This is a genomic window from Roseibacterium elongatum DSM 19469 (genome assembly GCF_000590925.1).
GTDB classification, from domain to species: domain Bacteria; phylum Pseudomonadota; class Alphaproteobacteria; order Rhodobacterales; family Rhodobacteraceae; genus Roseibacterium; species Roseibacterium elongatum.
In genome coordinates this window covers 2,166,256-2,179,186 of the sequence record NZ_CP004372.1, presented here as the reverse complement: position 1 = coordinate 2,179,186, position 12,931 = coordinate 2,166,256, and the positions used below count along the sequence as shown (strand labels likewise).

Here is a 12,931-nt window from a genome sequence, read left to right as displayed (position 1 = left end):
CCTTCGGAACCGGTCGACGAAAAACGGCGCGGCGCGACCCGGTATGCCAGCTAGAGACCGGCGGCAGCGGCCGGGGTGGCCGGGATCGCCCGCGTTCAGGCCGTGGCGGGGGCTGGCCCGGCGCGGTTCAGCATGCGCGTCGTCGCGATGGCCCCCAGCCACATGCAGAACACCGCCGTCCAGGCCGTCAGTGACAGGACCGCGCCCCCCGAGACACCCGCGCCCACGGCGCAGCCCCCGGCCAGCATGGCCCCGAACCCCATCAGGGTCGCCCCGATCAGGTAGCGCTCCATCGGCGTGTCGGGGCCGAAGCGTTCCAGCTTCCACTCGCGGGCCAGCAGGGCCGACGTGCCCGAGCCAACGAAAACGCCCGGCACAAGGCCGATCCCGAAGCTGAGCACGACCGAGCGTTCCGTGACCAGGGCCATCAGCGTATCGGTGGCCGGGCCCGTGAAGGTCACCGACAGGACCGGCACGATCTCGAAGGAATTGGAGGCGATGGCATAGGTCGCCACCCAGCCCAGCGTCACGGCGGCGCCCACGAAAAACGCCGCGATCATGACACCCAGGCTGACCGCACGCCGCCAGGCCAGAACCACGGCCCCGAGCAGCCCAAGACCGGCCACCGCCGCCACCTGTCCATGCGCCAGCCCCAGCACCGGGCCAAGGTCGCGGGCGCTGCCGCCGACCAGCCACATTTGCGAGATCTGTTCACGCAACGGCGCAAGCACGCCGGTATAGCTGGCCTGCGCCACAAGGGTCACGACCAACCCGGTGACCAGCGCCCGCAGGTTGCCCGTCGCCGACAAGACCAGCAAACGGCTGGCACAGCCGCGCGCAAGCACCATGCCGATCCCGAACATCAGCCCGCCGACAATGGCGCCCGACAGGCTGCCGGTCGCGGCCAGTTGGCGGGCATCGCGCACGTCCAGAATGCCGGTCGCGATGGCCAGTTGCGTCAGCATCACGGCGGTGGCGAACACGATCAGCCAGATGGCCAGTTTCGAGCCCGCCTGCCCCTCGGCCACCTCGACCGTGGCCGCCCGCAGGCAAAACCGCGAGCGTTGCGCGGCCCAGCCGAAAAGCAGACCTGTCAGCGCCCCGGCACCACCCAGCACCAGCGGTTCGCCCCATGTGATCAGCAGGTTTTCCAACATCAGCGCGTCTCCAGATTGGAGCGTGTCTTATACCATCCGACCGGCGCGTGCGTTGATTTGGCTCAAGGTGCGCAGATCACCGGCCCGGCCTCACTGGGCCGCGACCGGACGGCGCGCAAGCTGGCATTGCGCCCAAAGATCGCCAAGCGCGTCGACGAGACGGTCCACCTCCGCCGGGCCATGCACGGGCGAGGGCGTGATGCGCAGACGCTCGGTGCCCTTGGGCACCGTGGGGTAGTTGATCGGCTGGAGATAGATGCCGTGATCGGCCATCAACCGGTCCGAGATGAAACGGCATTTCACGGGATCCCCGACCATGACGGGGATGATGTGGCTGTCATTGTCCAGATGCGGGATGCCCAAGGCATCCAGCCGCGCGCGCACGTCGGCTACGCGCGCCTGATGCTGCGCACGTTCGCGCTCGCTTTGCTTGAGATGACGCACCGCGGCACAGGCCCCGGCGGCCACGGCTGGCGGCAGCGCTGTGGTGAAAATGAACCCACTGGCAAAGCTGCGCACGAAATCGACCAGCGCGGCCGAGCCGGCGATATAGCCGCCCATCACGCCGAACGCCTTGCCAAGCGTGCCTTCGATCACGGTCAGGCGGTCCATCAGCCCCTCGCGCTCGGCGATGCCGCCGCCGCGCGGGCCGTAAAGACCCACGGCATGGACCTCGTCGAGATAGGTCATCGCCCCAAAACGATCGGCGATATCGCAAATCGCCTCGATGGGCGCGATATCGCCCTCCATGGAATAGACGGATTCGAAGGCGACGATCTTGGGGCAATCGGCGGGCAGCGCGGCCAGCTTGGCCTCGAGATCCACCAGATCGTTATGCTTCCAGATCAGCTTTTGCGCGCGGGAATGGCGGATGCCCTCGATCATCGAGGCATGGTTGCCCGCATCCGACAGCACGACGCAGCCCGGCAGGCGCGCCGCCAAGGTCCCCAGCGCCGCCCAGTTCGAGACATAGCCCGAGGTGAACAGTAGCGCGGCCTCCTTGCCATGCAGATCGGCCAGTTCGGCCTCAAGCGCGACATGGGCATGGGTCGTGCCCGAGATGTTGCGCGTCCCGCCCGCGCCCGCGCCGGTGGCGTCCAGCGCATCATGCATTGCGGCAAGCACGTCGGGGTGCTGCCCCATCCCCAGGTAGTCGTTCGAACACCACACGGTGATATCGCGCGTGCCGCCCTCATGCCGATTGACGGCGCGCGGAAAAGCCCCGCGTTTGCGTTCAAGCTCGGCGAACCAGCGATAATTCCCCTCGTCTTTCAGGGCCTCCAGTTCGGCGCTAAAAAATCCGTCGTAATCCATTCCCTCCGTCACTGTCCGCGCGCCTCGAGGATGATGGCGTCAAGCACGGCCTCGACCTCTTGCATGGGGCCGTCCGGGTAGTCGCGGTGGCCCAGCAGGACCTGCCCGTCCATCTCCATCACGAAGATCGAATAGGGGCAGTGCACGATATTCATCGGGTCGGCTTCCATCACCCGGCGCGACATCGCCGCCGAGCAGAAAAGGTAGATATCGGCATTGTCGAATATCGGCTCGGCATCGCCCGCGCCCACATCCTCGGCGGTGCGGTTCAGCATCTCGCCGACATGGCTGGTGTAGTCGATGACAAGGCCGCGATTGATGATCGCATTCTCGACCGCAAAGGTCGCGTCTTCGAAACTGCCATCGAAGGGAAAGGTGATCGCGTGCTGTGCCGAAGCTGCCGTCGCGGTGGCCATCATCGCCGCGCAGAATGCCAGTGCCTTCTTCATAGGTGCCGTCCCATGGGTTGGGGGACCGGGCGGCGGTGTTTCCGCCACCGCCCGGCCGATGAAAGGGGGATCAGGTGAACATGTCCTCGACGATCGCGTCGTACCAGCCGAGGCTTTCGCGGTAGGTTTCGGCGCGGGTCTCGGGCGTCTCGTCGACCTGGCTGATGAAGCTGTCGACGCTGGCAATGCCATCATCGGTCGCCTCATAGGTCGCGCCGACCTTGACCCCGTCATCGGTCGCGATCAGCGACCAGCAGGTATTGGCGAAGCGCGGCGGGAAGGCCCGCCCGTCCGTCAGCGCCGCCACGATAGCGTTTGCCGCCACCTTGGCCTGGCTGTTGGCCGAGAAGCCCGATTTGGGCATCGCGCCCTGCGCGGCCGCATCGCCCAGAACGTGGATGTTCGGATCGATCCGGCTGGACAGGTCATAGGCCGAAACGGGGGCCCAGTTGCCCTCGTTAATGCCGGCGGCGAATACGATGCCCCCCGCCCTTTGCGCCGGGATGACGTTGCAGACATCGACCTGCTCGACCTGGCCGTCGATATTGATCGTCATGGCCGCCGGGTCCACGGTGACGTTGCCGCCGCCGAAATCCGGGCCGATGCGCTGGATCATGCCGGGGTAATGGCGTTCCCACCCGTCCTCGAACAGACCCTGTTTTGAAAGTTCTCCTTGGGGTCGGCGACCAGGATCGTCGCGGTCGGGTTCATCTCGGACAGCAGATGCGCCACCATCGAGATCCGCTCATACGGACCCGGCGGGCAACGATAGGGGTTGGGCGGCGCGACCATGGCAAAGACGCCGCCTTCGCGCATGTTCATGATCTGGTTTTTCAAAAGCTCGGTCTGGCTGCCGCCCTTGTAGGCATGGGGCATGACGTTCTGCGCCGCCGTCGACCAACCCGGCACGCTGTCCTCGACGAAATCGATGCCGGGGCTCAGCACCAGCCGGTCGTAGGGCAGCACGTCGCCACCGGCCAGCGTGACGGTCTGCGCCTCGCGATCGACGCCGGTGGCCCAGTCATGGACCACGTTGATCCCGCCCGCCGCAAGGCCACCATAGGTATGCCCGAGGCTGTCGAACTCGCGGAAGCCGCCGAGGTAGAGGTTCGAGAAGAAGCAGGTGTAATAGGCGCGTGTCGGCTCGACCAGGGTGACGTCGATGGCCCCGCGCGACCCGCTGGCGACGTAGCGCGCGGCCGTGGCCCCACCGGCCCCGCCGCCCACGACGACGACACGCGGCGCGGTCTGCGCGCGCGCAATCATCGGCGCACTCAGCGTCGCGGCCAGGGCGGCCGTCGTGCCCAGAAAAGCACGTCTGTTGATGGTCATGGTGTCTTCCTCCCACTTCCCCGGCCGGGTTGCACCGCCGGGGCGTTGCGTGAACCCGTCCCTCCTCGGCCGGGTATGCGTCCGCTCTCAGTTGGCGGCTTCGAAGTAAGCAGCCAGCGCGGCGATCTCCTCATCGCCGAGTCGCGCCGTGATCGTCTGCATGACCTGATGATCGCGTTCTCCGGAGCGATACGCAACAAGTCCGTCGATGAAATCGAGCGGCGCCAGCCCCGCGATCGACGGGATGTCGTCTCCGCCCTCGGGCCGGTGGCAGGCCGTGCATTCCGCCGACAGGTATTCGCCGTAATAGGCGTCGCCCTGGATCCGCAGGATGCCCAGCACCTCGTCGCTGGGGGCCAGCAGCACGGCGGTGGCATTGGCAAAGACCGGGTCGGGGGTGCCCCCCTCGGCCCTGAGATAGGCAATCAGGTCGTCGCGATCCTGTTCGTTGTGGATGCCGCGAAAGACCATCCGCAGGCCGGCGATGTAATCGTTGGGCTCGGCAAGGAACCGGTCCAGTTCGGCCGCCGTCCAGACCAGCCCCTCGGACGCGGCGTCGATCAGGGCCTCGGAATAGCGGTAATCCATGGCCACGCCGGCCGGACGCCCGACGATGCCGTTGAGATGCGGCCCGATCCGGTTGATCGCGCCATCTCCGATCATGTGGCACGCCGCGCAGGGGCGGTAGAGTTCCCGCCCCCGCTCGGGGTCACCTTCGGCCAGCGCGGGGGACCCCATGCCGGCCGTCAGCAGAACGATCGCTGTCAGAACGCGTGCGCCCATCGGATTACTGCGGCGTTTCCGACATGATGTAGGCCAGAACCGCGCGGATATCCTCATCGGCCTCGATCCCGTTGAACACCATCCGGCTGCGCGGCATGAAGCTGCGCGGATCGTGCAGATAGGCGATCAGGTTTTCCTCGGTCCAGACCAGGCCGTCCTCGGCCGCCTCGCGGAAGGCGGGCGAATACCGGAACCCCTCGCGCGCGCCGGCATCGGCGCCGACGATCCCGTTCAGGGCCGGGCCGACGCGGTTGCGGGCCCCTTCGCCCACCTCGTGACAGGCCTGGCACTGACGCCAGATCCCGGCGCCGGCGGCGATCAGCTCGGGGCTGGGTCCGGTCTCGACGGGGTTTTCTTCGACCACCGGCTCGGCCGCCGCGGTGTCGTCGCCCTCTTCGTCGGGGGTCACGTCCAGCACGGTGGCCCGCATGGTGATCTCGACGGCCCCGTCGGTGCAGTCGGTCATGCAGGGCTCGCGCGTCCAGGCCGCCACCTCGGTCTCGTCGCGGTCATCCATGAAGAACCCGCCCGCATTGGGCATCTCGACATCGTGGAACGTCTCGTTCGACAGCACGAAATCGTCGTCCACGACATTGTTGAGGTTCAGCAGATAGGCGACGATGGCGTATGTCTCGTCCGGGGTCAGCGACTCGGCCTGGCCGTAGGGCATGGCGCGATAGACATAGTCGACCACGGTCGAGAGATAGGGCCAATAGGACCCGATCGTCTTGGTCGGGTCCTCGTGGGTCAGGGTGCCCTGCCCGCCCGCCAGAACCGGCCAGCGGCCGACCGCCTCGCCGAAATCGCCATGACAGGCCGAGCAGTAATCGACGAACAACTCCTCGCCAGTCCAGACATCGCCCTCGCCCACCGGCAGGCCCGTGCCATCGGGGCGCACGTCCCAATCCCAGGCCGCGACCTCTTCGGGCAGCGCCGCACGCCCGAGGCCAAAGCCCCCCTCGCGCGAGGCGGCGCTGTCCTGGGCCACGGCGATCGTGGCGGTCCCGGCCAGCAGGGCGGCCCCCAGCGTGAGTGTTTTCAACATATCAACCGACCTCGACATTTTCGGCCTCGCCATTTTCGTTCACGAACCAGGTCTGGATCCCGTTATTGTGGTAGATCGAGTTCTCGCCCCGGAACTCGCGCAGCTGTTCCTTGGTCGGCTGCACGTAGCCGGTGGAATCGATGGCCCGCGATTGCAGCAACAGCGGCGAGCCGTCCCAGTCGAACTCGTAGTAGAACCGGTGCATCGACTTATCGAGCGACGGGCCCGACATGCGCGCCTGGTGCCAATTGCGCCCCCCATCCAGCGTGACGTCGACGCGCGGAATGGTGCCGCGGCCCGACCACGCGATGCCGGTCAGAACGGTCGGCCCGGGGCCATGCAGGATCGGGGCCTGCGGGCTGGGGTTGGTGATGACCGACTTGGCATCCATCACCCAGGTGAAGCGGCGCGCGTCGCCATCCTCCAGCAGGTCGGTGTATTTCGAGGTTTCCTCGCGGTGGTGCCAGGGCTCGTCGCCCACTTCGAGACGGCGCAGCCACTTGATCCACATGTTGCCTTCCCAGCCAGGCACGACCAGGCGCAGCGGATAACCCTGTTCGACGCGCAGCGCCTCGCCGTTCATCTTGAAGGCCACAAGGCAGTCGTCCAGCGCCTTTTCCATCGGGATCGAACGGGTCATGCCCGCGGCATCCGCCCCCTCGGCCAGCAGCCAGCGGCCATTCGTCTGCACCCCGGCCTCTTCCAGCAGCAGGCGCAGCGGCACGCCGGTATATTCCACGTTATGGATCATGCCATGGGTGAACTGGCAGCCGTTGAGCTGCGCGCCCGCCCATTCCATGCCGGTATTGGCCGCGCATTCCAGGAAGTAGACGTGGTTCTCCCGCGGGAAGCGCATGATGTCTTCCATCGTGAAGACCATCGGCGTGTCCACCAGACCGTTGATCATCAGACGGTGATCGGCGGGGTCGATCTCGGCCGCGCCGCCGTGGTGACGCTCGAAGCAGATGCCGTTGGGGGTGATGATCCCGTCCAGCTCGTGCAGCGGCGTGAAGTTGATCGAACTGACCAGATCGGCAGTCAGCCATGGCACCGTGCGGCGCACCACCTCGCTTTCATAGGGCGAGGGCATGCCATAGGGGGCCGCATCGACACCGGCGCCGAGATACTGGCGCCAAGGCTGGGCCTCGGTGATCAGCGGATCGGGCGTTGCGGCCTGGGCGTGCACCAGTTGGCCGCTGGCCAATGCGCCGCCTGCCGCCGCCGAAGCGGTCAGGAAAGTGCGGCGCGACGGAGAGAAGGATTTCTTGTCGGACATGACGACTCCTTTTCGATGGGCGGTCGGGGCGGTCAGCCCGACACCACGTCCACGGTGTTGTTGGGGTCTATGTTCACGGTACCGACCTCGCGGATATGGCTTTCCACCACATCCCAGATCGCCGGCCCCTCGGTGCCTTCGTTCACGCTTGCCCAGCCGGCAACGACGTAGGTTTCGGCGGGGTCGATCGGCTCGCCGGTTTCGAGCAGGGTCATGTTGGTGATGCGGTTGCCCTGTTCGGCCAGCGGGTCGATCCGGTAGCCCATGCCGCCGACACGCACCATGTCGCCGCCCTGCTGGTAGTAGGGGTCGGGGTTGAAGATGTTGTCGGCCACATCCTCGAGCACGATCTTGAGGAACTCGCCGGTCATCTCGTTGCGGTAGGCCTCTGGATAGCTCATCGCGGTGGCGTTGAAGATATCCTCGCGGGTGATGTCCTGGCCCGGAATGACACTGGCCCCCCAGCGGAAGCCGGGGCTGAGCGCGATCTGTGCATCCCGCTGCGAAATCAGCGCGTTGCAGATCACGTCGTCCCAGGTGCCGTTGAAATTGCCGCGCCGATACAGCAGCGAGCCCGCCTGGCCGATCACCTCGGACATCTCGGCCTCGAAGGGCGCGCGCGTTTCGGCCACCAGCGCCGACATCTCGGGATCCGGCGCGATCACATCCGAGAAAACCGGGATCAGGCGATGCTCGATGCCGCGCATCGCACCGTCCTGAACGTCCAGATCGACGCGGCTGACGAATTTGCCGTGGCTGCCCGACGCGATCAGGAAGGTATTGCCGACCTGCACCGGTTCGGGCAGCGCGTCATGCGTGTGACCCGTCAGGATCACGTCGATGCCGGGGACGTCCGCGGCGATCTTGCGGTCGGTGTCAAAGCCGTTGTGGGAGAGAAGGACAACGACCTCGGCGCCCTCGCCGCGGACCTGTTGCACAACCTCGGCCATGCGCTGACGGCGCAGGCCGAAGCTGAGATCGGGGAACATCCACGAGGGGTTGGCGATCGGCATGTAGGGAAAGGCCTGCCCGATCACGGCAACGGATGTGCCGCCCCGTTCGTAGATGCGGTAATCCTCGTAGACGGGTTCATCCCACATCGCGTCAAAGATGTTCTGGCCCAGGAAGGCCGGGACGAGGTTGCCGCCCTCGACGATTTCGTTCACGCGATCGGCGCCGAGGGTGAATTCCCAATGCGAGGTCATGGCGTCGACGTTCAGCGCGTTGAACAGATCGACCATGTCCTGGCCCTGCGTCCGCAGCGCGGGCAGCGAGCCCTGCCACGTGTCGCCCCCGTCCAGCAGCAGCGCCTCGGGGCGGTCGGCGCGGATAGCGTTGATGACCGTGGCGATGCGATCCAGCCCGCCCATGCGGCCGTAGGTCCGCGCGAGCGAGGTGAAATCGCTGAAGGTCAGCGCGTAATCCATCGCGCTGCCCTGCTCGATCCCGTAGGCGGCGCGGAAATCGGCGCCCACGATATGCGGCGCAAGGCCGGTCATCTCGCCGACACCGAGGTTGAACTCGGGCTCGCGGAAATAGATCGGCTGGGTCTGGGCGTGAATGTCGGTGATGTGGATCAGGGTGACATTGCCCGTGCCACCGCCGCCGATCAGGTCATCCTGCGTCAGTTGCTGTTGCGCGGCCAGGCGGGCCCAGTTGCCGAAGCCCGATGCACCGTAGAGCGCCGAGGTGGCGAGCGCGGCCTGGAGAAAGTGGCGGCGGGAGATCATGATTCACCCTCTGGTTTTATTCAGGTTTTTGAATGTTTTTGGGCGCAAGGCCCGCCCCGGATGTCTCCGCGGCGGGCCTTTTGTGGCGGGTTAGTTGCGGACCGAAGGGCCTTCGACCGTCAGGCCGTTGCCGCGCGAGGCGACATACAGCTCGAGCGCGATGAACTCGGGGCTGCCCTCGGCAAAGGTATGCGCACGGGTATCCCGGATGCAGCCGCGGAAGCGCGAATGCGTCGAGTTCAGGCGGGCGTTCTTCAGGCGATAGGTCGGAAAGCCGTTGATCTGACCCTGGCTCAGATGGTCTGCGCGGATGTAGTTGCCATAATTTACCTCATGGCAGCTGGCACAGCTCATTTCGAGAATACCGTACTCGGTATAGTAGATCTCGCGGCCCCGTTCCCAGGTTTCGCGTGCCGGACCGTCGATGGCGACATTGACCACCTGACCCCGACCGACCGAGGAGATCAGCGCCTCGAGATTGACCATGTCGCGGCTGGACCAGCCCAGGGGCTCGGCGTTCATCCGTTCGGTCACGCATTCGTTGATCTGCATGGTCAGCGTCTGGACCTCGCCACGCTCCTCATCCCACTGGGGATAGACGGCGCGCACGTCCGACAGGCTTTCGGCGTTTTCATGGCATCCCGCACAGCTGGCGCCATCGGGCCCCATCGCCGTGTTGAACAACGCCTCGCCCTGCTCGACGAACAGCATGGCCGGGTTGTCGAAATCGTCCATCTGCATGGCCTGGGTCTCGTTCGACCGGAAGGTCCAGCCCGAGTAGATCATGTCGAGATGTCCATCGAGGTGATCGGGTGCATTCGTGCGCACGATCATCTCGATCTCGCCGTTCACGGTCAGATCCGCGTCCTCGTCCGCCGACAGCGTCACCGCCGAGGCCGCAAGGGCCATGGCTGCCACGCTGCCGAGCGCGAGTGCTTTCTTCATGGTTTTCATGGTCGTTCGCCTCCTCCCTGCGATGACCGGCGCGTATCAGGCGACCGTGATGTCGGCGGTTTCCTCGTAGACGGACCCGTCGTCGTCATACCAGGTGAAGTTGAAGGTGCCCGTCTCGTTCACGACCGCCGAAAACTGGAAATACGGGTTGGTCGAGATCGACGGCTCCATCGTGACGTCGATCACGTTCTCGCCGTTGAAATCGCAGGTGAAGCGATTGATGATCGAGCGCGGAATGACGTTGCCGTCGCCATCACGGCGCTGACCGCTTTCCATCGGGTGGCTGATCAGGGTGCGGATCGACACCACGTCGCCGGCCGAAGCCTCACGCGGGACACGCACACGGGGGGTAACATTGTCTGCCATTTCTCGTGTTCCTTATGCCTGACCTCAGCCGCCGCAGCCGCCGATGGTGACTTTCACTTCCTGCTGGGCGCGACGGAACGTGCCGTCGGGCATGCGGGCGATCGCGATCACGTCCTGCTCGCCGGCCAGACGGATCCGGGTCGAGGCCGCCTGCGCGCCCGAGGCCGGGCCGAAGTTGAACGTGGCCACGCCGGGGTTCGGGTTGCCGGCGGCCAGCACGATGATCGCCTCGGCGCCGGGGGCATCGACCTCGATCGGGACGGTATTGCCGTTCTCGGCGATCTCGGGCGCGATCAGGGTGATCCCGTCGCTGCCCGCCTCGGCGCCGCCGGTAAAGGCGTTGATGGCGTCGTCGACCAGCGCGGCGCTTGCCATGCCGGGCAACAGCGTGATCGCGGCTGCGGCGCCAACGCCGGTGCCCACGAATTGCCTGCGGTTCATTTCCATTCTCTCAGTACTCCTTTCTCGGCCCGACCTTATTCGGTGAGCGTCATCAGATAGGCGATCACGTCCTCGATCTGCTGCGGCTCGAGGATCGGCGACAACGGCCCCTCGGCCGCGCGCCCCGTGTAGCCGTTGCCGGGCCGGACAAAGCCGCTGACCCGATAGAACGAGGGCATCACCGAGTCCGGAAAGATGTTGTCGGCATTCACGAGCATGCCGCGCAGGGCGGCCTCGGTCCAGCGATCGGCCGCACCATCCAGCGTCGGCCCCACCTCTCCATGAAACGGATAATCGTCCAGCGCGGTCACCTGGTGGCAGGCAATGCAGTTGCCCAAGCCCCGGTTGGTCATCACCTCTTCGCCGCGGACCGGATCCCCCGGTACGCCGGTCAGAGAAACCTCAACCTCGCCATATTCGTTTGCAGCGACATCATCCGGTGCGATCACATCGGCATGAAGCGCCGTTGCGGCCACGCCCAGAGCGGCCGCCAAAAGCAGTTTGCGCGTCAATTTGTCCTCCCTAGGCGAGTTCCGCCTTGCATACGACCGTAGACGAACTAACGCCGTGATTGCAACAACACATTTCGCTTTGTGAATACAACCTGCGCGAGAATCACCCGAAGCTCACTCCGTGCCCCCGATGCGCAGGCCGGCGGCGGCCCGTTCGTTAAACATTCTCGCGTGATAGCGCTGAAAATCCTCGTCGCCGTCATACCCTTCGTCCAGCACCCATTGCAGCAGGTCGTACATGGTCGGCGCCCCGAATGCGCCCGGCATGGTCACCACGGCGGCCTCTGCCCCCGATTCGCCCGGCGGCACATCCGATTCGAAAAACAGAATCGTCGGCGTGAACATGTTGCGCCACCGGCGGGCGATATCGCTTTCGGTCATCACCTCGCCGTCGAAATCCGTTACCTCTGTCGCACCGTGCATGTTGATGCGCACGAAAAAGAAGTCGTCTGACAGCATCTCTTCGATCTCGGGGACGACGAAGACCTCCTCGTGCATGCGTGTGCAGTAGATACAGCCGCGCTGTTCGATGATCACCGCGAAACGTTTGCCCTCGGCCGTGGCATCGCCCAGGTCCTCGCGCAGGTCGCGAAATGTCTCGTGCAGCCAGTCGGCCTCGTGCAGGCCATCGCCGGTCAGGGCCTGCGCGGCGGCAATGGATGGCGCGATGGCAACAAGCGCAGCCGCCATGACGGTTCTCAGCATTCCGAACTCCTCCCTTTTTGCGTGTGCCCGTCAGCCCATCTGGCGGAACACCTCGAACGACTCGATCATCCATTGCCCGATGTAATTCAGGGCATTGGTGGCGATCAGCACGCCGAAGACGACCAGCAGCGCGCCCATCGTCTTTTCCACTGCGCCCAGATGGCGCCGGAACCGGCCCATCAGGCGCATGAACGGCCCGACAAAGGCCGCCGCGCCGATGAACGGCAATGTCATGCCAAGCCCGTAGGCCGTCAGCAGGATGGCCCCCTGCCCCGCCGTCTCGGTGCCGGCGGCGGTGAACAGGATCGCCGCCAGCACCGGCCCCACGCAGGGCGTCCAGCCAAAGGCAAAGGCCAGACCGATCAGATACGCGCCGCCGAGGCTGAGGTTGCTGACGCTGCCGGTCTCGGCGCGCCATTGCCGATTGAGAAACCCGATCTTGAAAACGCCGAGGAAATGCAGCCCCATCACGATGATCAACGCCGCCGCGATCCAGCGCAGAATGTCGAACCAGTCGCGTAGCATCTGCCCGAACACCGAGGCCGAGGCTCCAAGCCCGACAAAGACCGTCATGATGCCGGCGGCAAAGATCGTCGCCGCCACGATCGCCCGCGCGCGCACGGCGGGTGTCGCGCCTTCGCCCGCTGCGACCTGATTCACGCTTACGCCGGCAAGGTAACTCAGGTAGAACGGCACCATTGGCAGGATGCAGGGTGACAGAAACGACAGGAGGCCTGCCCCAAACGCCCCCCAGATGGTGACATCGAACATGACCGCCCCTTTTGTTTCATATTCAACAATTCAGATTAGAAACGATGACAGCGACGCGTCAACCAAAACGCGATTCTGGCGCCGTTGCCGACACGC

13 protein-coding genes and 1 pseudogene are annotated in these 12,931 nt (G+C 65.5%); all 14 read right to left on the bottom strand.

Annotated elements, in window-relative coordinates:
* Window positions 1–95: 95 nt before the first annotated feature.
* Window positions 96–1,157: a YeeE/YedE family protein gene (locus ROSELON_RS10580; protein ID WP_025312370.1), complete on the bottom strand. Its 1,062-nt coding sequence runs from the start codon at window positions 1,155–1,157 to the stop codon at window positions 96–98.
* A 90-nt stretch (window positions 1,158–1,247) separates the two neighbouring features.
* Window positions 1,248–2,471, bottom strand: coding sequence for a 5-aminolevulinate synthase (hemA, locus tag ROSELON_RS10575; protein WP_025312369.1), 1,224 nt, complete (start codon window positions 2,469–2,471; stop codon window positions 1,248–1,250).
* Between the two features lie 8 nt (window positions 2,472–2,479).
* A complete protein-coding gene (locus ROSELON_RS10570) occupies window positions 2,480–2,920 on the bottom strand; it encodes a DUF302 domain-containing protein (RefSeq protein ID WP_025312368.1) in 441 nt (146 codons plus the stop codon).
* A 70-nt stretch (window positions 2,921–2,990) separates the two neighbouring features.
* Window positions 2,991–4,252: pseudogene (locus tag ROSELON_RS10565) on the bottom strand (FCSD flavin-binding domain-containing protein).
* 87 nt (window positions 4,253–4,339) lie between these two features.
* Window positions 4,340–5,035, bottom strand: a complete 696-nt coding sequence (locus tag ROSELON_RS10560) for a c-type cytochrome (protein ID WP_025312367.1) — start codon at window positions 5,033–5,035, stop codon at window positions 4,340–4,342.
* A 4-nt stretch (window positions 5,036–5,039) separates the two neighbouring features.
* On the bottom strand, window positions 5,040–6,080 hold the full coding sequence (locus ROSELON_RS10555; RefSeq protein WP_038650365.1) for a c-type cytochrome: 1,041 nt from the start codon (window positions 6,078–6,080) through the stop codon (window positions 5,040–5,042).
* A gap of 1 nt (window position 6,081) precedes the next feature.
* Window positions 6,082–7,356 (bottom strand): sulfite dehydrogenase, encoded by a 1,275-nt coding sequence (gene soxC / locus ROSELON_RS10550; RefSeq protein WP_025312365.1) that lies wholly within the window; start codon window positions 7,354–7,356, stop codon window positions 6,082–6,084.
* A 32-nt stretch (window positions 7,357–7,388) separates the two neighbouring features.
* Window positions 7,389–9,086: a thiosulfohydrolase SoxB gene (soxB, locus tag ROSELON_RS10545; protein WP_025312364.1), complete on the bottom strand. Its 1,698-nt coding sequence runs from the start codon at window positions 9,084–9,086 to the stop codon at window positions 7,389–7,391.
* A 90-nt stretch (window positions 9,087–9,176) separates the two neighbouring features.
* Window positions 9,177–10,040 (bottom strand): sulfur oxidation c-type cytochrome SoxA, encoded by an 864-nt coding sequence (gene soxA / locus ROSELON_RS10540; protein WP_084613766.1) that lies wholly within the window; start codon window positions 10,038–10,040, stop codon window positions 9,177–9,179.
* A 36-nt stretch (window positions 10,041–10,076) separates the two neighbouring features.
* Entirely contained in the window at window positions 10,077–10,406 is a 330-nt protein-coding gene (gene soxZ, locus ROSELON_RS10535; RefSeq protein WP_025312362.1) for a thiosulfate oxidation carrier complex protein SoxZ, read from the bottom strand.
* Between the two features lie 24 nt (window positions 10,407–10,430).
* Window positions 10,431–10,853, bottom strand: coding sequence for a thiosulfate oxidation carrier protein SoxY (soxY, locus tag ROSELON_RS10530; protein ID WP_025312361.1), 423 nt, complete (start codon window positions 10,851–10,853; stop codon window positions 10,431–10,433).
* Between the two features lie 29 nt (window positions 10,854–10,882).
* Complete coding sequence (gene soxX, locus ROSELON_RS10525; RefSeq protein WP_025312360.1) at window positions 10,883–11,359, bottom strand: sulfur oxidation c-type cytochrome SoxX; 477 nt, start codon at window positions 11,357–11,359, stop codon at window positions 10,883–10,885.
* Between the two features lie 114 nt (window positions 11,360–11,473).
* Window positions 11,474–12,064, bottom strand: coding sequence for a thioredoxin family protein (locus ROSELON_RS10520; protein ID WP_025312359.1), 591 nt, complete (start codon window positions 12,062–12,064; stop codon window positions 11,474–11,476).
* Between the two features lie 30 nt (window positions 12,065–12,094).
* Window positions 12,095–12,835: a cytochrome c biogenesis CcdA family protein gene (locus ROSELON_RS10515; protein WP_025312358.1), complete on the bottom strand. Its 741-nt coding sequence runs from the start codon at window positions 12,833–12,835 to the stop codon at window positions 12,095–12,097.
* Between the last annotated feature and the right edge of the window lie 96 nt (window positions 12,836–12,931).